The organism is Methylobacterium sp. AC690 (assembly GCF_979256535.1).
In genome coordinates, this window is sequence record NZ_CEEDOX010000022.1 from 59,902 (window position 1) to 81,521 (window position 21,620).

At 71.6% G+C, this 21,620-nt stretch carries 14 protein-coding genes and 1 pseudogene; all 15 read right to left on the minus strand.

The annotated features are described in order from the left end of the window. Positions 1 to 169: 169 nt before the first annotated feature. The gene (bcsN, locus tag AC0IY1_RS21845) at positions 170 to 1,165 is read right to left on the minus strand and encodes a cellulose biosynthesis protein BcsN (RefSeq protein ID WP_471772355.1); all 996 of its coding nucleotides are present in this window, start codon (positions 1,163 to 1,165) and stop codon (positions 170 to 172) included. Beyond that, positions 1,162 to 3,174, minus strand: coding sequence for a hypothetical protein (locus tag AC0IY1_RS21850; RefSeq protein WP_471772357.1), 2,013 nt, complete (start codon positions 3,172 to 3,174; stop codon positions 1,162 to 1,164). The genes bcsN and AC0IY1_RS21850 overlap by 4 nt, the downstream gene beginning before the upstream one ends. Beyond that, on the minus strand, positions 3,159 to 4,247 hold the full coding sequence (locus tag AC0IY1_RS21855; RefSeq protein ID WP_471772385.1) for a glycosyl hydrolase family 8: 1,089 nt from the start codon (positions 4,245 to 4,247) through the stop codon (positions 3,159 to 3,161). The genes AC0IY1_RS21850 and AC0IY1_RS21855 overlap by 16 nt, the downstream gene beginning before the upstream one ends. Positions 4,248 to 4,474: 227 nt before the next feature. Next, the gene (locus AC0IY1_RS21860; RefSeq protein ID WP_471772359.1) at positions 4,475 to 7,015 is read right to left on the minus strand and encodes a cellulose biosynthesis cyclic di-GMP-binding regulatory protein BcsB; all 2,541 of its coding nucleotides are present in this window, start codon (positions 7,013 to 7,015) and stop codon (positions 4,475 to 4,477) included. A gap of 11 nt (positions 7,016 to 7,026) precedes the next feature. Next, entirely contained in the window at positions 7,027 to 9,447 is a 2,421-nt protein-coding gene (gene bcsA, locus AC0IY1_RS21865; RefSeq protein ID WP_103712218.1) for a UDP-forming cellulose synthase catalytic subunit, read from the minus strand. Between the two features lie 297 nt (positions 9,448 to 9,744). Continuing rightward, positions 9,745 to 10,494 carry a cellulose biosynthesis protein BcsS gene (bcsS, locus tag AC0IY1_RS21870; protein WP_055954432.1) on the minus strand — a complete coding sequence of 250 codons (750 nt, stop codon included), beginning with the start codon at positions 10,492 to 10,494 and terminating at the stop codon, positions 9,745 to 9,747. Between the two features lie 674 nt (positions 10,495 to 11,168). After that, on the minus strand, positions 11,169 to 13,694 hold the full coding sequence (locus AC0IY1_RS21875) for a response regulator (protein WP_471772362.1): 2,526 nt from the start codon (positions 13,692 to 13,694) through the stop codon (positions 11,169 to 11,171). Positions 13,695 to 13,867: 173 nt separating this feature from the next. Further along, positions 13,868 to 15,526, minus strand: a complete 1,659-nt coding sequence (locus AC0IY1_RS21880; RefSeq protein ID WP_471772364.1) for an FAD-dependent oxidoreductase — start codon at positions 15,524 to 15,526, stop codon at positions 13,868 to 13,870. A 377-nt stretch (positions 15,527 to 15,903) separates the two neighbouring features. Then, on the minus strand, positions 15,904 to 16,740 hold the full coding sequence (locus tag AC0IY1_RS21885; RefSeq protein ID WP_471772367.1) for an alpha/beta fold hydrolase: 837 nt from the start codon (positions 16,738 to 16,740) through the stop codon (positions 15,904 to 15,906). Positions 16,741 to 16,842: 102 nt separating this feature from the next. Next, positions 16,843 to 16,968, minus strand: coding sequence for a hypothetical protein (locus AC0IY1_RS21890; RefSeq protein ID WP_471772370.1), 126 nt, complete (start codon positions 16,966 to 16,968; stop codon positions 16,843 to 16,845). A gap of 369 nt (positions 16,969 to 17,337) precedes the next feature. Next, positions 17,338 to 17,958 (minus strand): hypothetical protein, encoded by a 621-nt coding sequence (locus AC0IY1_RS21895; protein WP_471772372.1) that lies wholly within the window; start codon positions 17,956 to 17,958, stop codon positions 17,338 to 17,340. Positions 17,959 to 18,168: 210 nt separating this feature from the next. Then, positions 18,169 to 18,594 carry a hypothetical protein gene (locus AC0IY1_RS21900; RefSeq protein ID WP_471772374.1) on the minus strand — a complete coding sequence of 142 codons (426 nt, stop codon included), beginning with the start codon at positions 18,592 to 18,594 and terminating at the stop codon, positions 18,169 to 18,171. A gap of 775 nt (positions 18,595 to 19,369) precedes the next feature. Further along, positions 19,370 to 20,779, minus strand: coding sequence for a TAXI family TRAP transporter solute-binding subunit (locus AC0IY1_RS21905; RefSeq protein ID WP_471772376.1), 1,410 nt, complete (start codon positions 20,777 to 20,779; stop codon positions 19,370 to 19,372). Between the two features lie 126 nt (positions 20,780 to 20,905). Then, the gene (locus AC0IY1_RS21910; RefSeq protein WP_471772379.1) at positions 20,906 to 21,343 is read right to left on the minus strand and encodes a BA14K family protein; all 438 of its coding nucleotides are present in this window, start codon (positions 21,341 to 21,343) and stop codon (positions 20,906 to 20,908) included. A gap of 179 nt (positions 21,344 to 21,522) precedes the next feature. Further along, positions 21,523 to 21,620 (minus strand): annotated as a pseudogene (locus tag AC0IY1_RS21915) (CsbD family protein); the annotation flags it as partial.

Genomic DNA, 21,620 nt, shown 5'->3' on the forward strand with positions numbered 1-21,620 from the left:
CAACCGGGCCCGACGGAACACCGCACGCGTCGACCCGGACCATATCCGTGACCCACCACCCCCGCTGTCTGCTTCTTCGCGCGCCGGGAATGGGTATTCAAGGTTGCAAATGCGGCAGATCGAGAAAATCACAGATCGCATGGCCCTTCGCCGTCGGGCGGGGGCCGCCTCAGGGCGGCGGCCGAAGGGCCCGTGCCGGGAGTTCGCGGGCCATGAGATCCTCGACCTCGGCCCGGTTCGGTGCCGGTCTGGGGACGGTGATCGCGACGGTGCCGTCCGCCAGCGCGGCGTCCGTGATGTAGCGCGGGGCCTGCCCCTCGCCCGGAGGCACCGGAACCGGCACCGCGGGTGCCACGGCGGCGGGCCCCGGCACGAGGTAACGCTGCGTTTCGCCGGATTGCTCGGAGGCCATGCGGCGCGCCGAGGCCTCCGGGCGCTTCTCCGCGCCGGGCCGTTCCATCGGGCCGGGCGGACGGAGCGCGGTCTCCGATCCCGGCGCGGTCTCCCGCGGCGTCCCCGTCGGCCGGCTGACCGCCTCGCGCCGCCGCGGCGGCGAAGGCCGGCGGGCGACCGTCTCCGGTTGGAGGCGGGGGGCCTCAGCGGGATTGGCGAAGAAGCGCATCGACTCCACCGAGCGGGTCAGGTCGGCGAGGGTGGTCGTTGCCGTGCGGCAGAGCTTGATCCGCACCGAAGCGGCCGGTGCGCCGGGATCGCTGCCGAACAGGGCGGACGGCCGCTTCCGCGCCGCATCGCCGCCGAGGTCGATCCACTGCCAGGCGTAGAGGCAGTCGTTGCCCAGGGCGAGGCCCACCGGTCCGTGGGCGTTGCGGTGTGCCTGGGTCACGACCCGCATGGTCTCGCCGGGAAAGCGCGCCCGCAACTCGGCCGCGATCCCCGTCCGGCTCGGCTTGGCCATGGCGAGGGCGGGGCCGGAGCCCCCCTCCCCGTTGCGCACGCTCACCTCGGCGACGCCGCGCGGATCGTCCCGGAAGGTGATCCGCTGGGAATACCCGTCGCGGGATGAATTCTGCGCCACGTCCGACACGGGTCCGGCGCCCGGCAACTCGAGCGCCGCGCGGCCGGGCCGCGCGGCGGCGGGGAGCGAGGGCAGGATCACCAGGGCCGCCAGCGCCGCCGCGGTTCCGGAATGCCGTATCCGACTCATGGCTGCTGTCCGGCGTTGGGGCCCGCCTCGACGAAGGTGGCGCGTTGCGATCCCGGGATGCCGAAGCGGTCGGATTCCCGGCTTGAGCGGGTCTGGCCGTTGGCGCCGGCGGCCTGCTGGTCCTGCCACTGGGTGCCGGCGGGCGGATCGGACAGGGTGGAGGCCTGGGTCAGGCCGTTGTACCCCGGCAGCAGGGCGAAGCCGTAGCGCTCGTAGGGCATCGTCCCGGCGCCCGGCACCCGGCGGGCGACCAGGGGCGGCGCACCCGTCGCGGGTTCGGCCAGGAAGCCGCCGGCACTGCGCTCGGGCACCTGTCGGGCCAGGGCGGCCGGCAGGTAGCGGAACGGGTTCTCGGAGGCGACGGACAGCGGGAATTCGCTGCGCAGGACCGGAAGGGGACGCACCGCGCCGTTGGCCGAGATGTCGGGCTTCGGCACGCGGCCATAGGCGGCGGGGGCGCGGGCGCTGTTCGCGAGTACGGCCGTCGCGGCGGGGGCTGCGGGCTGACGTGCGCCGGCCGGTGGTGCCGCCGCGACGCTGCAGGCGAGCGGCGGCCCCTCCGGACCCTCGCGGAACAGCAGGTCCACCACCTTCGGGAACAGCCCGTCGTAGCGGTTGACGATCTCGAGGAACTCGCGCGTCCGCTTCAGGCGCTGCAGCGCCAGGGCGTAGCCGAGCACCGTCGATTCGCTCGGCAGCCACGCGATGCCGTGCTGGAACCACTCGAGGGCGGCGTCGAACTGGCAGGAATTGTAGGCGTACCAGCCCAATGCCTGAGCGCCCTCCCCGGAGCTCGACGCCAGCGTCACCTTCGCGTAGCGGTTGATCCGGTCCAGGTCGATGAAGGCGGGATTCGCCTGGGTCAGCTTCCGCTCCAGGAGCTCGATGAAGAGGATGCTGTTGCCGACGTACTTGTCGCGCCAGGCATAGGCCACTTCCTCGGCCTCGCGCGTCATGCCGACCGCGCGCAGCGAATGGGCGAGCCCGTGGGCGATCATCGCGTCGCCGCCGCGGCTGATCGCGAGCTTGAACCAGTCCAGCGCCTCGCGAAACTGCTGACGCTTGTAGGCGTACCAGCCGAGGAGACCGGTCTCCCGCGGGTCACCGGTCTTGCGGGCCTGCGCCTGGAACGCGGCGATGTCCGTGGTGGTGGGCTCGTGCGCGGCCTCGTCGTGCAGGAAGGCGACGATCCGCGCGCGCGTGATGTCGATGGCGATGCGCCGGAACTCGGAATTGCCGTCGGAATCCGTCCGGCCGAGGGCGATGAGCTGCTCGGCCGCCGCCATCGGCAGGTTCGACATCGCCTTCTGGATGGTGGCCAGGCGGGCGCCCGTGTCGTTGCTGGTATCCAAGACGGACTTGTAGAGGTTGTAGGCCTGTGCCGTGGCCTCCTCGGCCGCCAGCGCGTCGGCGACGATCCAGATGCTCTCGACGTCGCTGGGGTCGAGGGCGCTGGGATCGGCGCGGTAGAGGGCGACCACGTCGAGGTTGCGCCGGGCGCTGGCGAGCCCCTTGAGGCGGCTGCGGAACCCGGCGCGGCGCAGCTTGCGCGCCAGCTCCTCGGAGGGCTGCCAGCTCCCGTCCACCGTGCGCCGCGCCGCGATGGCCGCGTAGAGGTCGTCGAAGCGGCCGGCGGTGAAGAGGTCCCAGAGGGGGGCCTCCTCGGGGGGGCTCGGCTGCAGGGTGTCGAGGTCGGTGGGCTCGGTCCAGCCCGGGTAGAGCTGCTTCAGCCGGGCGGCCTCCGCCTTCATCCGGGCGGTCTGCTTCTGCGCCGCGTAGTAGCGCAGGGCGCTCTCGTCGACCATGCCGTTGGCCGCCGATCCCGTGGGGTCGACGACGATGGCGGGCGCGCGGCTGGCCTCCTCGGCGCCGGGACCCTGGGCCAGGGCGGGCAGGGTGAGGGCCGGCAGGGTGAGGGCCGGCAGGGTGAGGGCCGCGAGGGCGACGCCCATCGGGAGGCCGAGGGGCGCGGGGCCACGGCTCCGCCGGCGCGCTAACGCTTCAAGCATGACGGTCCCCTCATCTGCGCGGCCACCATGGCCAGGAGATGCAGCGTGGTCGGATAGTAGTTCTCGTTGCCTTGCACCTGGCTGAAGCCGTCGGGGAGCGGCGTTCCCTTCACGGTACAGAGCAGCAGGCTGGAGAGGGCCGCGTAGCCGCTCTCGCCGAGCCACTCGACCGTGCGCCCATCGCTGGTGTCCACGATGGGCAGGCGCTCGCGGTCCGGCCCGGACCAGAGGGCGACGAAGGGGTCGTAATCCTCCCGCCGCCCCACATCGGCCCAGGCCATGTAGAGGGGAATCCGGATCGCGTTGTAGGAGAAGAGCGGCGGGAAGCCGTCCGCGGGACGGGGCTGGTCCCCCTTCAGGGAGATCCATTCGGTGGGCAGGTTGGCGCTGCCGAAGCGGGCGCGGCGCAGGAGGCGCAAGCCGCTGCGGGTCAGGGCGTCCCAGTCGTATTCCGGCGCCACCAGGGGCAGGCGCGCGAAGGCCGGGAAGACCCAGTAGGACAGGTTGATCAGGGGACCGTCGGCGCGTTCCCCCGCCGAGAAGCCCGTGACCGCCGGCAGCAGCAGCGCCCCGTTCCGGTCCTTGAACAGGATGGCGCGGCGGCCGACCTCGACGGCGATCCGCCGGGCCGCGACCCGGTAGCCGGCATCGTCCCAGGCCTCGGCCGCCTCCGTCAGCGCCCAGGCGACGAGGATGTCGCCGTCGGTGGCGTCGTTCATGTCCGCCACCGCCGGGCGCTTGGCCGGCTCCCAGCGCCAGGCCAGGAGCGAATCCGAACGCACCATCAGGTTGGCGCGGGTCCAGCCCCAGAGCCGCTCGAAGGTGGGCCGGTCGTTGGCCGCCACCGCGAGGAGCATGCCGTAGCCCTGGCCCTCGCTGTGGCTGATCCCGCCATTGGCGGTGTCGACCACCCGGCCGGCCTCGGTGACGAAGCGGGAGCGGTAGAGGCGCCAGCCGTCCTGGTCCTTCAGGCTCCCGAGCAGAGGCTGGGCCGTGCGGGCGGAATCGTCCTTGACCTGCGGCGCCGCCGGCAGGGCGATGGCGGGCGGAACGGAGCTCGGCAGGTCCGGCATGGCGGGATCACGGGGCTGGGGATCGCGGGCCGAGCCGGCGGGCATCAGGGCGGGTCCGCCTTGGATCCGGGCATCGGGCCCGCCTTGCGCCCGGGCCTCGGGCCCGGCGGCGAAGCCGGTCGCGCATCCCGTGGCCAGGGCGGCCGCGAGGGCTGCGCGGCGGACGGCCCGGAGCGGGCGTCTCAGGCGCGGGCGTCGTAGGCGCAGGCGTTTCATGCGCAGGCGTCTCATGCATTCCTCCGGCCGACGTTGCGGACCATGAGCGCGGTGGTCAGCCCGAGGCAGAGCGCCAGGGCCAGCGCCAGCGCCGCGTAGACGGCGGGATTCATCGAGAGCCAGCCCGCCACGACGAGCCGGAGGTTCCAGAGCGAGGGGGGGCGGGTCTCGACGATGCGGACGGTGTCGGGCTCCACCGTGTCCAGGCGGCCGTCGGCGGCGTCCAGGAAGGCGAAGCGCCCGCCGATCCGCGACCAGACCCCGGGATCGATGAGGCAGGCCACGGAGGCCTTGAGCAGGAGCGGGTTCGGCGCCGTGATCAGGGTGGTGGTGTCGTCCACGCCGATCCCGCCACTGGACAGGGCCTGGGCCAGGATCAGCGAGGCGCGGGGCGGCACGGCCGCGGCCCGCTCGGAGGCATCCGCATCGATCCAGGTCCGCGTCTCGCCGAGCAGGCCCCGGACCGTGGCCGAGGCCCGCTCGACGAGGCCGTCGGCGGCCTCGACCAGGGGATGGCGGGCGCGCAGGGTCTCGTCCCACTTCGTCACGAGGTCGCCGTCGCTGGCAGACGCCCGGCCCGTCCGGCCCCCGGCGGGGGCGTCCGGTCCCGCGCCGCGCGGCGGCACCGGGCCGGCCACGCGGAAGCTGAGATCCGGCAGGCTGCAGCGTGCCGGCACGTTGCGGCGCAGGCGATCGAGGGTCGGAGCCGGTACCGAGCCGGACTGACCCGCCGGACGGGCCGTCTCGGCGCGGGCTTCCCAGATCCGCCGGATCTGCTCCGGATCGAGGCCGAGCCCGGTCAGGGTCGCGGGCGCCACGGCGCGGACGGGCGCGACCATCAGGGTCGGTCCCGTCCCGCTCTGCGCCTCGGTGGCCAGCTCGAAATCGATCACCCGCCCGGCCGCGCTTGCCAGCCGCGCGGCGATCATGGCGCCCGCCGCCACCGTGTCCCGATCCAGAACGGGCAGCACGAGGCGCGGCCGCTTGCCGTCCTCCAGGAAGGGCGCGCCGCCGCTGGTGGTGGCGGCGAGATCCGGGATCCGGGCGGCGCGCGCCAGGTTCGGAACGCTCAGGGTGGTTCGGTCGAGGAACAGGAAGCGCTCGCGCTTCGACTCGCTCGTGCTCGCGGCGCAGGTGGCATCGCCGGGCGTCGGCACCTGCGCCGAGATCTCGACGCGGTTCAGGCCCGGCCGCCACAGGCCCAGGGGCAGCGGGATGGTGGTGTTCTCGAAGACCTCGCCCCGCGTCTGCGGCAGGGGCACGCTGGCGGCGTTGCGGCCGTTGAGGTCGACGAGGATCCGCGCCTCCGACGCGAGACCGGACGCGTAGGCGCCCGAGAGGTTCAGGAGCATCTTGCCGTAATCGGCGGGCAGGAAATCCGGCGGCAGCTGGACGTCGAAGCGGGTGGTCAGGAGGCGGCCGGAGAATTCCCGCGTCGCCACGCCGAGGGCGTGCAGGGCGATCCGGTCGCCGCTCTCCAGGGGGGCACCCCGCAGCAGCGCCGCGGCCTTCAGGCCGCGCGGCGTGCCGTAGGGTTCGGTGCCGCGGGCCAGGGTCGCGATCGCCGACTCGATCTCGTCGTAGCTGGTGCCGCTGACGACGAGCGCGGGGGCCCGATCCTCCCGCGGCGGCAGCATCGCGAGCTTCGGTCCGGTGATCGGGCCGACGGCCTCGATGTCCGGCGTGCCGCGCAGTTCCGCCGCGGTGCCGACGATGAGGTTGATCCCGCTGCGGCCGGTCATCACCGAGCCGAACTCCACCACCGGGCGGGCGATGCGGCCGACGAGGCCGATCGCCTCGATGGCGTGGAACATCCGCTCGAGACGGGGCAGGCTCGGCTTGTCGTTGATCACCACGCGGACCGGCAGGGCGCCGCCGTCGTCGGGTTCCAGCGCCGCGAGGTCCTTCAGCTCGATCCCGGCGGCCGCCACGGGGGCCACCACGAGGCCGGAGCGCGAGGGATCGATCTGCGTCCAGAGTTCGTAGGTCGCGTTGAGGGAGCAATCGACCCGGTGCCGCTGGCTCGCCGCGAGATCGATGGCGTTGTAGCCCAGCTTCAGGCTGCCCTCGGGCAACTCGAACTCCACCACCTTGACGGCGCCGGGCGCCTGGATGCGGGTGCGGCCGACCACGACGCCGTTGACGCTGGCGACGAGCTCCGACGTCTCGGGCGCCACCGAGATGGCGGACAGGTAGGACACCCGCAGACGGGGACGCCCGCGGCTCTGCGCTTCCGTGACGTAGACGGGGAAGCGCAGGACGTCCTCCTCGCCCTCGAGGCGGAACCCGCCGGTGGTGGCCGGCAGGCGCCGGGCGGGCCCGATGGTCGCCAGGGCGCCCTCCCGGACCGCCGGAGCCGGCGTGGGGGCGACGGCGGCCGCCGGTCCGCGCCCGCGCATGGGCTCGCCCCCGCGGCGCAGGGCGTCGCCCGCGGGCGGAACCGAGAAGCGCTCGGCGGGGCCGGCACCGATGAAGCTCTGGGGCCGGGCCTCCGTGGCCCCGCCCACCAGCGCCAGCGCGAGAAGCCCGCGGGTGATCGTCGTGACACGCATGCGAGCCTCCCTCACGACCGGGCGTGCAGGTCGGCGCCGCGCCCGCCGCCCGCCGCCCCGCCGAGCAGGCGATCGTTCTCGAATTCCAGCATCAGGCGGACCCAGTCGGTCCCCGGTTCGCCGTCGTTGCTGCGCGCGAAGCTCGGCCGGGCCGGCAGGGGATTCTCGGCCGGGCGCGGCCGGGCGGCCTCCGCCCCGCCGGGGCTGCCGCCGGGCAGGAGCGGCGCCCGCGGCGTGGCGCGCGGAAGCGCCGTGTCGGTGGTGGGGGCGGCGGCCGCCTGCGGGCGCGGCTTGAACAGGTAGCTGACGGCGCGGAACGGCTCGACCAGGCCCCACCAGATCAGCTGGAGCGTGCCCGAGACGATGTTCTTGTGCCGGCGCCGGCTCTGCTGGAAGCGCAGCAGCGCGCCCGCATCGCCGTACATCAGGCTCGCGAGGCCGGCATAGCCCTGTGCGTCGAGGGGCTGGAAGCGCAGGGTCACCACCACGTCGTCGCCCGCATGGGCGATCGTCCCGACCTCGAACGGCAGCACGCCGCCGGCGGGGGCGCCGTCGAGGGGCTGCACCGTGAGCTGGCCGGTGCGGTAGGTGCTGCCGGTGCCGAACGGCAGGACGTCGGCCCCGAACCGGACGGTGCAGCCGACGGCCGAGGCGCGGTCCACCGCCACGTCGAGGGCGCGCCCCGCCAGCATCATCCGGCCCTGCCGGTTGATCGCCAGGGACGGGCTCGCCTCGGTGACCCGGCGCTCGGCCACGACGCCGAGGGCGGCGCCGGCCATGAGCAGGTTGAAGAAGTTCCACAGGCCGACCACGAGCATCAGGTTGGTGACGCCGGGCTCGAACAGGTAGCGGTAGAGGGCCGTGGCGCAGCCGAGCAGCAGCAGGCCGTAGACGGCGAAGAACGGCCAGGCCAGGGCCGAGAGGTGGTCCTGCTCCAGGGTCGTGCCCTTGGCGGTGACGTTGAAGGTCGGGCGCCGGGGCGAGACGATGACCGAGGCGATGGCGCGGAACAGGAACAGGCCCTGGACGTACTCGTAGAGCTCGGAGACGAAGGGCCAGCGGAACTTCCCGTAGACGTAGTTCTGCATCATCAGGTTGATGACGACGTAGGTCGCCGTATAGGCGATGGATTCATCCACGCTGGCGACGAAGATCTTCAGGTCGAAGAAGATGTGCAGCAGCGGCGAGAACATGAAGATCAGCCGTGGCACCGGGAAGAACCAGAACGTCATGCTCGACAGGTAGGCGACCTTCTGGATCGTGTGCAGGCCGCGCTTGAAGAGCGGGTTCTTCAGCATCAGGATCTGGAACATGCCCTGGCACCAGCGCGAGCGCTGGCCGATGAAGGCCTCCAGGGTCTCGGGCTGCAGGCCGGCGATCAGGGGCTTGTCGACGTAGATGCTGTTCCAGCCGCGCGCGTGCAGCTCGAAGGCCGTCTCGCAATCCTCCGTGATGGTGACGCCCGAGAAGCCGCCCGCCTCGTCGAGGGCGCGCCGGCGCAGGAGCGCGGCCGAGCCGCAGAAGAACGAGCCGTTCCACTTGTCGAGGCCGCGCTGCGTCACCGCGTAGAACATCTCGTTCTCGGAGGGCATGCGGTCGAAGGTGCGCAGGTTGCGCTCGATCGGGTCGGGATTCAGGAAGGCGTGCGGCGTCTGCACCAGGAACAGGCGCGGGTCCTGGGCGAAGTACCCGATCGTGTCGCGCAGGAAGGAGCGGAACGGGACGTGGTCGGCATCGAGCACCACGACGATCTCGCCCTGCGAGTGCTTGAGCCCGTTGTTGAGATTGCCCGCCTTGGCGTGCTGGTTGCGGGCGCGGGTGCGGTACTCGACGCCGAGGGAGGCGGCCAGGGCCTGGAGCTCCATGCGCCGCCGCATCGCGGCCTGCGCCTTCACCGGATCGGGATCGGCGCATTTCTGGTCGGTGCCGCCATCGTCGAGCAGCCAGACCGTCAGCTTGTCGGCGGGATAGTCGATCAGGCGGGCCGCCGCGAGGGTGACCGAGAGGATGCCCGCATCCTCGTTGTAGCTCGGCACGAAGATGTCGACGGTGGGCAGCGCGTCGAGGGCCTCCGGATCATCGGCGGCGGCCATCGGCGGGGGCGCGCGCCGGAGCGGGTCGGCGTTGATGGTCAGGCTGACGAACAGGATGAAGACGCAGTAGAGCTCGCCCAGGAGGAGCAGGAGTCCGAAGCCGAAGCTGACCGGGTCGCCGACGGAGGGCAGCGTGTTCGTCACGCGCCAGAACATGTAGCGCAGCACGACGAGGCTTCCCAGGGCGAGGAAGACGAAGCGCGCGGGCTGGTTGTCGAAGAACACCCACAGCACCACCATCGCCGCCATGGCGCAGAGGCTCATGATCAGCTGGTCCTGCGTGCTGACGGGCTGGCTCAGCAGGACGAGGACGGCAGCGGCCGACGCGATCCAGGCCATCCAACGAAATGCACTTGCCACGAGCCTGCCCTTCCGCAATCCGCGTCGCCCGCGTTCCGCCGGGGCCGACCTGGGCCCGGGGGGCCTTCAGGGTCGCAACCTGCGCGGGAACGGGACGGCGCAATACCTGTGAAACACCTGAGCGATTAACCTGCCAACAGAATCCCGGCCACACGTCGCAGGAATTGTGCATGTCCGGGATTGAACGCGCTCAACTGTTGTAAGATGGCACATATGAAAAAACGTGACGTGCGTGCACCCGCACGAAATCGAACCTAACAAAGTCTGAACAGTCCGCTAAAATGCGGTTCTCGCTTCGACGGTTGAATAGTATCCGCTGCCCTGGATGCGGTCCTTCACGTAGCCGACGCCGACAGCCATCTTGATCGGGCCGAAGGAAAAGCCCGTCAGGTGTCCGCCGATGCGGTATTGATTGAAGAAGTTGTCGCCGAGGAACATGGCTTCGGGGCCGATATAGACCCCGTCGGCGACCATGTACCCGACGCGGAAGCGCGAATAGTAGGCGTTGAACTGGGTCGAGTACGAGCCGTAGGCCGAGACCATCGTGTTCTCGGTCGGCCGCGCATAGAAGTTGGCCGCGAACTTGGCGCCCACGCCGGTTCCGACGACGGGGTTGCCCGGATCGAGGATCGACAGCTGGTTGCTGCGGACGTTGAAGCCGACGAACCCGGCCAGGGCCGCATCGCGCCAGATCCACTCGTAGCCGCCCGACAGGGCGCCCTCCTGCTGGTAGCCCGTCACCCGCTGGCCCACCTTCTGCCCGGGATAGCTGTAGGTGCCGGCGACGCCCTCCACGCGCAGGCGGGGACCGCTCTCGAGGAGCGTCCCCTCCGTGGCGATCGTGCCCGTCACCGAGCCGAAGGCGGAACTGTTGGAGGTGACCGCGACCGAGGCGTCGACCGCCACCGTCCAGTTCTCGTCCAGGATCACGGGTTCCGCACCGGTGTACCAGTCCGCGGCGACGGCGGCGTGCGAGGGGCCCAGGACCAGGGGCAGGGTCACGGCGAGAAGGGCGATGCGCGACATCGAGGCGGACGATCCGTTCCGGTGAGGCATTCGCGCGCGATGGATGGAGATCGACGGCGTCCGCTCGCGGTAATTCATCGACCTTCGGGGTTAATTGAAACTTAACACGCGCACGAAAGCTGGATCTCGCAAGTCGCGAAGGCCGGCGATGTGCTTTCATGCAACATATGATGTTCTTGGCGCCGAGGTATTGCCTAAGAATTTGCGGTCGCGATGATCATGTGAAGAGCAGTCTGACAAAGAAACGTCCGGTGATCTCCAGCGTTTCGGAGCTATTCTGATAACATCCGGGCAGGTCAGGGCAGCGAAGTGTCAAGGTTATGCAACCGAGGGGCGTGAGGAGGCGGTGCCGGCCCGGTTCTCCGTCTCCGCAGCGTGGCCGGGACGGGGTGTTGGTCCTCGGACCTGCGGTCTCGGTCGCCGCGGGGGCTGCCGATCCGGGCCCGGATGTTTTCTGAGGACGGCCCTGTGGATTGTGTCCGCCTGGCCGCGCGCGACGCCGTGGTCCCGTCCGGACCCACTTCGCGCGGCGCCGAGGGGCTTCCGGTTCGCAGGGCCAACGCGGTGACGCCCGGATCACCCCCGACGTCGCGCGCCCTGCCCCGCCGGACGGTCCGGGGCCGCCGACGGGGAGGCCGGCCGCGAGCGGGCTTCAGGCAGGCTTTCTGCGGCCTTCAGGCCGCCTTGGCGGCCGGGTCGCGGGCGGCCCGGCGCATCACGGCGGCGAGATCGCCGTAGCGGAACGGCTTCGCGATCTGCAGGAAGGCCCGGGCGCTCTCGGGCAGGTGGCCCTGGGGGCCGGCCAGGACGATGCGGATCCCGGGATGGTGCTGGACCACCGTGGCGGCGAGCTGGAGGCCGCTCATCACCGGCATGCGCTGGTCGGCGATCATGACGTCGAAGCCCTCCGGCGCATCGAGGAGCGTCAGCGCATGCTCGGCGGAGCCGGCCTGGGTGACGAGGTGACCGAGATCGGTGAGCGCCTCGGCGAAGCTCTCGCGGACCAGGGTGTCGCTATCGACGAGGAGGACGCGGAGGCGCGGCTGGACCGTGGCGGTCTCCTCGTGTCCGGCCTCGGCCGGGGCCTCGCTGGCGGGGATCCAGATCTCGGCCAGGAAGGCGGATTCGCCGCGCCCGTCGGCCACGAGGCGGAAGCCGCCGCCGATGCCGCTGAGCAGGCTCGCCACGGCGGCCGTGGAGCGCTCTTCCCCGGCCGGCTTCGCCGGGGCGGGCAGCCGCGCCGGCGTTCCACTGGCCAGGACCAGGCGCACGTAGCGACCCGGACGCAGGGCGATCCCATCCTCCTCGGACAGCACCCGCTCGTCGGCGCCGATCGCGAAGCCCTCGGAGCCGAGATCGCGGACGTGGAAGGCGAGGTTCAGCAGCACGGCCTCCAGCACGGCCTCGCTGCACTGGGCGCGCGCGAGCCCGGAGCGGACCCGGAGCTTGATCGGAGCCTGGTTCAGGACGTTGGCGCTGAGGAACGGCACGAAGGCCGTCAGGGCGGTCCCGATCTCCGTCTCCTGGAGCGTGGCGTCGTCGCGGCGCACGAATCGGACCAGGCGGCGGGTCAGGCTGGAGCCGCGCTGCGCCCCCGCCAGGGCCGCCTCGACCAGGCGCACCTGGTCGGGGTTGAGGCCATACCGGCGCTTGAGCGTGCCGAGATTGCCGCTGATCACGGTGAGCAGGTTGTTGAAGTCGTCGACCACGCCGTCGATGACCTGGCGCAGCATGCTCTCGCCGCGCCGTTCGGTGGCCTGCGCCGTGCTGTCGGAGGGGGCCGTGCCGTCCTGCGCGCCGGTCTCACCGCCGGCCAGGCCTGCGGGAATCTCGCGGCTCAGGGCGTGAAGGCGGGCTGCGCCGGGGGCGGAGACCTCCGCACTGCCGCGGATGAAGCGGACGAGGAGGCGACGGGTTTCCTGGTTGTCCGCCGTGTCGGCGCGGCGCAGGACCACGTCGTGCGGGCCCTCCCCGTCCAGGGCGGCCTGCATGGTGAACTGCATCAGGTCGCGATCCTGCGGCTTGATGCCGTCCGTCAGGTCGGTCAGCGCCACGGCCCGGTCGGTGGTGGTCGCGACGCCCGGGCTGGTGGAATCCACCCAGGTGACGTTGCCGGCGTCGGTGTCGATCTCCCAGTAGGTCCAGCCCGACATCGCCTCGAAGGTGCGCAGGCGCTCGCGCACCCGCGCCAGGGCGGTGCGGGCCTCCTGCAGGGCGCGGGCGCGGCTGCGCTCGCGGGCCGCCAGGTGCTCGGCGCTCGCCCGGAACTCGGCGATCCGCGACGGCACGATCGCCTCGCCGTCGGCTTCCGTGATCCGGGCCAGGCGCCGGGTCAGGCGCCCGGTGAGGAGGTAGACCAGGCCGGCCGTTAGCAGGGCGGCGGCGAGCCAGAGCGCACAGAGGCGCGGATCGGGCAGGCCGAGACCGGCGCCGCGTGACTCCGTCGTGCGGGCGACCGCGAGCCAGCCCGAGGGGCCGAGGTCGCCGTAGCCGGCACTCGGGGTGGCGTGCTCGACGGTGCGGGCGCCCCCGTCGGCGCTCGGCCGCGCGGCGCCGCTGACGAGCGCCCGGCCATCGGGAGCCAGGACCGTGAGGGCGAGGGTGGAATCGGGCGTGGGCTGCGCGCGCAGGATGCCGCCGCGGAGATCGGCGAGCCAGGTGTCGGCCAGGCGGGCGACGAGGTACTCGGCGTTGCGGGCGCCCGATCCGGCGACCGGGATCGCGACCTCGAAGGGGACGGGGTCACGGGGTGTCGCCGAGGCGGTGACGAGGGTCGTGGCGGCATTCCGTGCCCCGGTGAACCAGGGCTGCCCCGAGACGTCGCGGCCGATCATCTCCTCTTGGCCGGCGGCCCGGACGCGTCCGTTGGCACTGACCAGGAGGATGTCGGCATAGGCCGGGCGCAGGTCGGCCCAGGCACGCAGCACGGCCTGAGGATCGGCGTCCATCAGGCCGGTGCCGCTCTGGCGCAGGGCGACGGCCGCGGTGCGCAGGTCCTGCGAGACCGCGAAGAGGCCGTGGTCGAGGGCGCCTGCGAACGCCTCGGAGGTGCGACGGACCTGGGCGGCATCCGGTCCGGAGCCGCGCGGCGGGCTGGTCAGCGCGAGGCTGCTCCAGACCATGACGGCGCTGAGCACCACGACCGTGCCGGCCTGGAAGGCGGCCAGGGACCTGAGAGAAACGCGATCCAATCCCAACATGCCGCTGATCGCTCCGCTGCCTGCACTTCCCGAAACGCGACACCAGACGGACGGGCCCTGCCACCTGTGGGGAGAGGATGGTTAATTTTCCTTTAAATGCAGTTGGCGTCCGGGGCTGATCAAATGTTCGGCCGGCGATACTTGTCAGGGCACCCGACCGGTGGCCGGGACGATCAGGGCTCGGTCTGCAGGAAGCCGTGGACCGCCTGCACGACCACGGAGCCTTCGCCCACCCCGGAGGCCACCCGCTTGACCGAGCCCGCGCGCACGTCCCCGACGGCATAGAGGCCCGGGACGGTGGTGGCGTAGGGCGACGCGGCGGGCGTCCCGTCGGGTCGGACCCCCGTCGGCACGAAGCCCTTCGGGTCGAGGGCGAGGCAGTCGACGAGCCATCCGGTGTTCGGCACGGCCCCGATCATCATGAAGACGTTCCCGACGGCCCGGGTCTCGCTGAGGTCGCGCGACCGGTCGGTCCAGGTCACCGCCGTCAGCGTGTCGTCACCGTGGAACGCGGTGATCTCGGTCCGCGTGTGCAGCGTGATCCGCGGCGACGAGGCGATCCGGCGGACGAGGTAGTCGGACATGGTCGCGGCGAGTCCCTCCGCCCGTACCAGGAGGTGGACATGGGCCACGGTGCGGGACAGGAACATCGCGGCCTGCCCGGCCGAATTTCCGCCGCCGACCACGATCACCTCCGCGCCGGTGCAGAGCTGCGCCTCCATGGCGGTGGCGGCGTAGTGGATGCCCTGACCCTCGAAATGCGCGTAGCGCGGCAGGTCGAGCCGCCGGTAGCGGGCGCCGGTGGCGGCGATGACCGCGCGGGCGGGAATGGCCGTGCCATCCTCCAGGAGCACCCGGAAGACCGGTTCGTGGCAGTCGAGGCCGGCCGCCATGCGGGAGATCGCGAGCCGTGCCCCGAACTTCTGCGCCTGGACCTGGGCCCGGCCAGCCAGGGCCTGACCGGAGATGCCGGTGGGAAAGCCCAGATAGTTCTCGATCTTCGAGGACGTGCCCGCCTGACCTCCCGGCGCCATGCCCTCGACCACGATGGTGTCGAGCCCTTCGGACGCGGCGTAGACCGCGGCGGCGAGGCCCGCCGGCCCGGCCCCGATCACCGCGACGTCGTAGACGCGGTCGGGATCGATCGCCTCCGTCAGCCCGAGGACATCGGCCAGCACGGCGTTGCTCGGGTTGCGCAGGACCGTTTCGCCCGGCGCGAGGACCACCGGCAGGTCGGCCTCCGTCAGGCCGAACCCGTCGAGCGCGGTGCGTGCCGCTTCGTCGAGGGCGACGTCGAGGATGCGATGCGGATAGGCGTTGCGAACGAGGAAGCGCTCCAGGCGCAAGGTCTCGCGCTGGTGACCGAGGCCGATCAGGACGACGCCGCCGCGCCCATGCCGGATCAGCCCGACCCGGCGCAGGATGAAGGCCCGCATGATGATCTCGCCGATATCCGGCTCCGCGGTCACCAGCCGACGGAAGGCTGCGCGGTCGATCCGCACCACCTGCGCGTCGCTGGCCGTGCGTCCCGAGACCAGGATCTCGCGATCGTTGAACAGGTCGAGCTCGCCCGTGAACTGGCCTTCGGTATGCACGGTGAAGACGGTCGCCTGGCCGGCATGGTCGGTCTCGAACATCTCGATCCGTCCGGCCCGGACGAGGAAGAAATCCACCCGCCGCTGGCCGCGCGCGAAGATCACCGTGCCCGCCGGCAGGGTTTCCTCCCGGCCGTAACCGGCGACGCGCTGCGCCATCTCGTCGTCGAGGCGCGGGAAGGTCTGTGCGATGCGCTCGTCGCCGTCGGTCGCCGTCGCCAGGGCTATGTCGCTCATCTTCGGACCACTCCGTCACGCCCGACCGGCCGGCACGGCCGAAGCAGCAGGGTCGAATCCTCCCCGGGGCATCGGGTCAGGCAGGGTGTGTGACCGTCCCGGCGCGGGACGGGGTCGGGTCCCGCACCGCGACGCCGTCGCGGCCGTCCCGCCGAAGGGGAGCAACGACGCGCCGCCCGCGGGACCCGTCCGTCCGGGCCCCGGGCACGAGGGTCGGACGCCGTGGAGGGATCCGGGTTCTGGAAGCGTTTTGGGTTTTGGAAGTATCTCTTCCGAACACGGGAAAATCGCTTCCGCCCCGCCCTCCCCCGCCGCGGCGCCGTCCGGCCAAGGGCGGCGACTCGCGGCGACTCGCGGCGGCGAGGGGGTCGGGGGGGTCAGCCCTTCACGAAGGCGAGGAGGTCGGCATTCAGCACCTCCGCGTTCACCGTGAGCATGCCGTGCGGGTAGCCCGGATAGGTCTTGATCGTCCCGTTCCGGAGGAGCTTGATCGACTTCAGCGCCGCATCGGCGATCGGCACGATCTGGTCGTCCTCGCCGTGCAGGACCAGCGTCGGGACGCCGATGGCCTTGAGATCCTCGGTCTGATCGGTCTCGGAGAAGGCCTTGATCCCGTCGTAATGGGCCTTCGCGCTCCCCATCATGCCCTGGCGCCACCAGTTCTGGACCACCCCGGGAAGCACCGTCGCGCCGTCGCGGTTGAAGCCGTAGAAGGGGCCGCCCGCCACATCGAGGAAGAACTGCGCGCGGTTCGCCGCCGTCGCGGCCCGGAAGCCGTCGAAGACGTCGCGCGGCAGGCCCTCGGGGTTGGCGTCGGTCTTCAGCATCAGGGGCGGCACGGCCGAGACCAGCACCGCCTTGGCGACGCGCCCGGCCGGTTCGCCGTGTCGCGCGACGTAGCGGGCGACCTCGCCGCCCCCGGTGGAATGGCCGATATGGATGGCGTTGCGCAGATCGAGGGCCTCGACCACCGCGAAGGCGTCGGCGGCGTAGTGATCCATGTCGTGGCCGGCATCGACCTGGGCCGAGCGGCCGTGGCCGCGCCGGTCATGCGCCACGACCCGGTAGCCCTGGTGCAGGAAGAACAGCATCTGGGCATCCCAGTCGTCGGACGAGAGGGGCCAGCCGTGATGGAACATGATCGGCTGGGCCTCCTTGGCCCCCCAATCCTTGAAGAAGAGTTCGACGCCGTCCTTGGTGGTGACGTAGGGCATGGCGATGGTCCCGGTCCGAGAGGGAGAGAGAGCGTAGCGTCGAAGGGCGGTCTGGCTCCACGCCCGTCAAGACCCCCGTCGCGTGGCGGCGGGGCGGCCGCTTCAGCGGCCAGCCGCGAAACTGCGGTCGCTGGCCGCGCGGGTCGGCAGCGGGGAGACGCCGGCCCGGACCACGGTGGGGGCGTCCGGCGGGCGGGTGCCGGGCGGAGGCGTCGCGTGAAGCAGCATCGTTCGCGGCTCTCGATCATCGTGGCCCGATGGCGCGCCGACGGACCGGCGCCCCCGTGTCGGGAATGATCTGAGCTATGGTGCTCGGTGGTCGGACGGGCTTGTCGATTTGCGCCGCGACTTGGACGATCGCGTCATTGCGCCGGGATCCGAAGGGCGGGTTCGGGACGCGGGATCGGGCGGCGCGCGATCCCGGGCGACCGGTTGCGATCCCGCGCCGAGGCGCCGCCCGCGATCCCGGGCCCCGGTCGTCGGCAGGACGGGCAACGCCACGAGCCAATGGCGCGAACCGAGGATCGGAACGCGCCATCGGGCAGGTTTCGGCTGGGGAGACGCCGGTGCGCGCACCGGGTCTGTCGGTCGCGACGCTCAGCGACCCTGCTGCGGCATCAGTGCCCGGGCCTGCTGGACGGCCTCGCGGCAGGACGCATCGCCCTTGGCGTTGAGGTCGGTCGCACGCTGCAGGGCGGTTTTCGCCTGCGAGACCTTGTCCTCGGATGACAGGCCAGGCGACGCGGACGCCTCACCGCCCTTGGACGCGGCGACCGCAGCGGTCGGCTTGTTCTCCGATTGCGCGCGGACATCGGCCGGCGATGTGGCGATCTGACCCGTCGCCACCGAATTCGCCTGGCCCTTTCCGGCCGCCGCGGCGACCGGTCCGGCGACACCGCCGACCGTCCCCGGGGAGCCGCCGCTCTCGCGGGAGGCACCGCCCTGCTGCGCCCGATCCGTCTCCGACGTTCCAGGCTTGGCGGCGTTCGCCGTGCCGGTGCTGGCGGTCTGATCGGCCGACGCGGCGCCCGGCCCCTTCTGCTGCCCGGTATCCGGCTGGGACACCGGGGCGCCCATGCCCACCTGGGTCCCGAGCTCACGCTTGAGCTTGGCGATATCGTCGGTGCAGGGGCCGCCCTCCTGGGCAAGCGCGGCGGTGCTCATGAGTCCGAGAAGGGAGAATGCGGCGGCACCGCGAATCATCTTAAGACGTGGCATGGAGTTCCTCAGTGAAATGCTCCCACCAACGTCAGAATGAAATCTAAGTTCAAATAAGAAACCGTGATTGCAAGTATAAATTCGAACGTGGCCGGCTTGGCCGAAGCTGTGTGGCTTGAATGCAAATGCCGATGCGCCCGGGGGAAGCCGGGCGCATCGGTGGGTCACGTCATCCTGTCACCGGGAGCGTTCCGGCGCGGGAGGGTCGGATCAGTATCCGTAACCGTAGGCCGGGTAGCCGTAGCCACCGCCGTAGCCATAGGCGGGCGCGTAGCCGTAACCGCCGCCGTAGCCACCGCCGTAGTAGCCGACCGGACGGCCATAGCCGTACCCGTAGCCGCCATAGCTGTTGGCCACGATCGCACCGGCCGCGAGGCCCGCGATGCCGAGGCCGATGGCCGCGCCGGGGCCGATGCCGCGACGGTAGCCGTAGCCGCGACCGTAGCCGCCATAGCCCCGGTACCCGCCGTAGCCGCCCCGGAAGCCGACGCCGCGATAGCCGTAACCGCCGTGACCATAGCCGTAACCGCCGTGGCCGTAGCCGCCGCCGTAGCCCCAGCCACGGGCCTCGGCCGGTGCCGAGGCCAGCAGGCCGAGTCCGAGTAGGGCCGTCGAAGCCAGTGCAAGCTTGCGCATGCGATCTCTCCTGTCGTGTGGGATATAGGCTGATAACAGCCTGGCGCTTGGCACGTTCCGGTGCGAACCGTGGTTCAACACGTCACAGGGTCAGGAGCCGTTTCCGCCGAGATAGGCATCGTCGCCTATCGCGGGGGCAAAGCCTTGGGAAACCATCGGTGGTCCGCCCCCGGGATCGCTCTGCCCGACCGAATAACGCGCATCATCGTTCCGGACCGGCGGACGAAGGCCGTGCAGGACTCGCGGTCCTTTGATCGCCGCGGCCTCAAGTCCGAGGTTTTTGCCGAGACGCGAGGCGGCAGATGCCCCGATGCGCATGGGATTCCGGGCTCCGATTTGGAAGCCGAGAACCAGATCAGGACCGGACCGTTCCTTCACCCGCGTCAGGCGACACGCCCGTGCGTGATCGGCGATGATCGGACACCGTCCGGCCCATGGTCTGGCCGGGCATGCCGGTCTCAGGAGCCGGCCAGCATGTTCGTGGATTGGAACGCGACGAGGATCAGCGTGACCAGGGCGGCTGCCGCGGTGAGGTAAGTCACCGTCTTCATGAACTTGGACATGGTCTCAAAGGCTCCATTCGGACAAATCGTTCGGGCGCGGGGGCTCGGAAGGCCCGGCCGCGTGCAGCGGGATCGGCAGGGCCGGGTCAGGTCATCGAGGGGTAGCGCTTGCTCATCCTTGGTCTCCGTTTGCGGGGTGAAAAGGTCTTGCAGGGTGGAAAGTCCTGCGGCCGCGGAGGAAGCCGGACAGGCAGCGGTCCGGGATCGCGTCGTCAGCCGGCCGCGGCGGCCCCCGTCGAGGTGGTGCGCCCCGCCAGATCGCTCGACTCGGCGGCGTACTGGCTGGCGGCGATGGTGCGCTTGACCGTGGAGCGGGCCGCATCGATGGCGATGGCCGCCGCCGACATGGTGCGGGCCTCGGTCGGGCGTTCGAGGGCGTGCTTGGCGATGTCGCCCGCGAGGTCGTCGATCTCGCGGGCGAGCTGTTCCAGGCGCCGCGCGTCGGCGCTGTCCTGCGCCTCCTGCCGGATCTCGAGCAGGCGGTCGGTGGCCTCCTCGATGCGCTCGCGGCGCAGGCGCGACAGGCGCTGCCCGACCCAGGCGAGCGCCGAGCCGATGCCGCCGCCGAGGAAGGCGACGAGGTAGATCCAGGTCTCGTAGCGCTCGACGAAGCCCTGCTGCTCGCGCTCGAAGAAGTCGACGGCCCCGGGATGGATCGGCAGCCGCGCGCTGGTCGCGCCCGCCGTGCTGTCGTAGCTCGGCGCCTGCACGTAGTCGGCCGCCGGCGTCACGTTGGCCATGCCGCTGCGCATCTCGAACAGGTGCTGCGTGACGTCGGCCGCGACCGGGCGGGAGAGGCTGGTGCGCGCCATCAGGCGATAGGAAGCCCCCACCGTATGGACATCCTCGGCCGGCACCTTCGGATTGCCGCCGAAGGTCTCGGCCGGCATCGTCACGGCCTGGAGGCGCGGCAGGCGCGCGATGATGGCGTCGGCGTTCTCCACGTCGACGAAGGCGACCTTTCCGCTCCGGCTCACCCCCTGCACGATCCCGACGATGCGCTGGGCGGTGGGCGAGGTCGGGGCGATCACCGACACCACCGCGTCGATCCGCTTGCGGGTGAAGGCGCCGGCGAGCTCCGCCTCCGTCATCTCCACCAGGGCCACGTGGCGCGGCGGCACCGGGCCCTCGGGTTCCTTGTCGAGGAGAGTCAGGCCGTAATGCTCGACCATGGCCTTGATCAGCGCCTGGTCGGCGTCGCGATGGGCCAGGATGGCGAGGCGCTTGCGATCGAGCTGTGGGAACCGGGTCAGCCCGGAGCCGTCCGGCGAGGCGATGATCATCGCCTGGTCGCGCAGGATCGCCAGGGTCAGACCGTTGTCGGGCAGATCGACGTCGGGACGCACGACCGCGAGGTCGGCCCGTCCCTCCTGGAGGGCGGCGGCACTGTCGCGCACGTCGTCGAGGGCCAGGACCTTGAGGCGGATCTCCTTGTGACGCTTGGCGAGGGCGTCGGCATAGGCCTGGATCAGGGCCGGCTCGGTGCCGTCCCGGGGCGCCACCGCCACCGTCAGGACCGTGGCACGCGAGACCCAGTAGGCCGCCCCCGCCGCGAGACCGAGGAAGACGGTGAGCAGCAGGAACACGAGTTCCGGGCGCAGCAGGATCCTGGCCAACTTCATCGGGCGAACGTCATCGGGCGAACGTCATCGGGCGGACTTCATCGGGCGGACTTCATCGATGGTCGTTCGCTCCCTCCCGACGGGGGAGTCCCCCGTCGCGTCCTCGCGGCCCCGCATCACCGAACCCTACGGGCAGGAATGCCGTTGGCCGTCGTTGCCGAGGTAGGTGCCGCTGGCGGCATCGTAGGACCGGAAGCGGCGGGCGCAGGCGGCCACGGCCTCGGCCGGCACGCCGCGCGGAGCAGCCTGCGCCTGGGAATTCGCGATGGCCCCACCGATGATCGCGCCGGCGGCTAGACCGGCCACGCCGGCCCCGACCGCCGCGCCGATGCCGGGCCCACGGCGATAGCCGTAGCCGCGACGGTAGCCGTAGCCGCGACCATAGCCGCGGCCACCCCGCCAGCCGTGACGGTGACCGAACCGGCGATACTGCACGTACGAAGTCGGCAGGTCTCCGTGCGCCAGGGCCCCGACGGCAGGGCTGGTCGTCGTCGGGGCTGCCTGGGCCGGGAGCCCGATCAGGGCCGCGGCGACGGTGGCGGCGAGGGCGAGGGTCAGCTTCATCGTGGGGGTGTCTCCGGGCGGATGGTGGCGTTGCGCCGAGGGCGGCCTCAGTAGCCGCGGCGGTTCGGCGGAGCGGCGGAACGCCCGCCGAAGCGGCGGCTGACGTAGGCGATGAGCTTCGGAAGCAGGAAGGCGGTGAGAAGCTTGCGGATCATGGGATGGTCTCCGGTATCGTGGGTTCAGTGTTTGCGACGGGACAGCCAGCCCACCGCGAAGGCGACGGCGGCGAGGCCGAGGAGGGCGGAGGTGCGGTTGTCGTCGGCGTAGCGCACGGCCT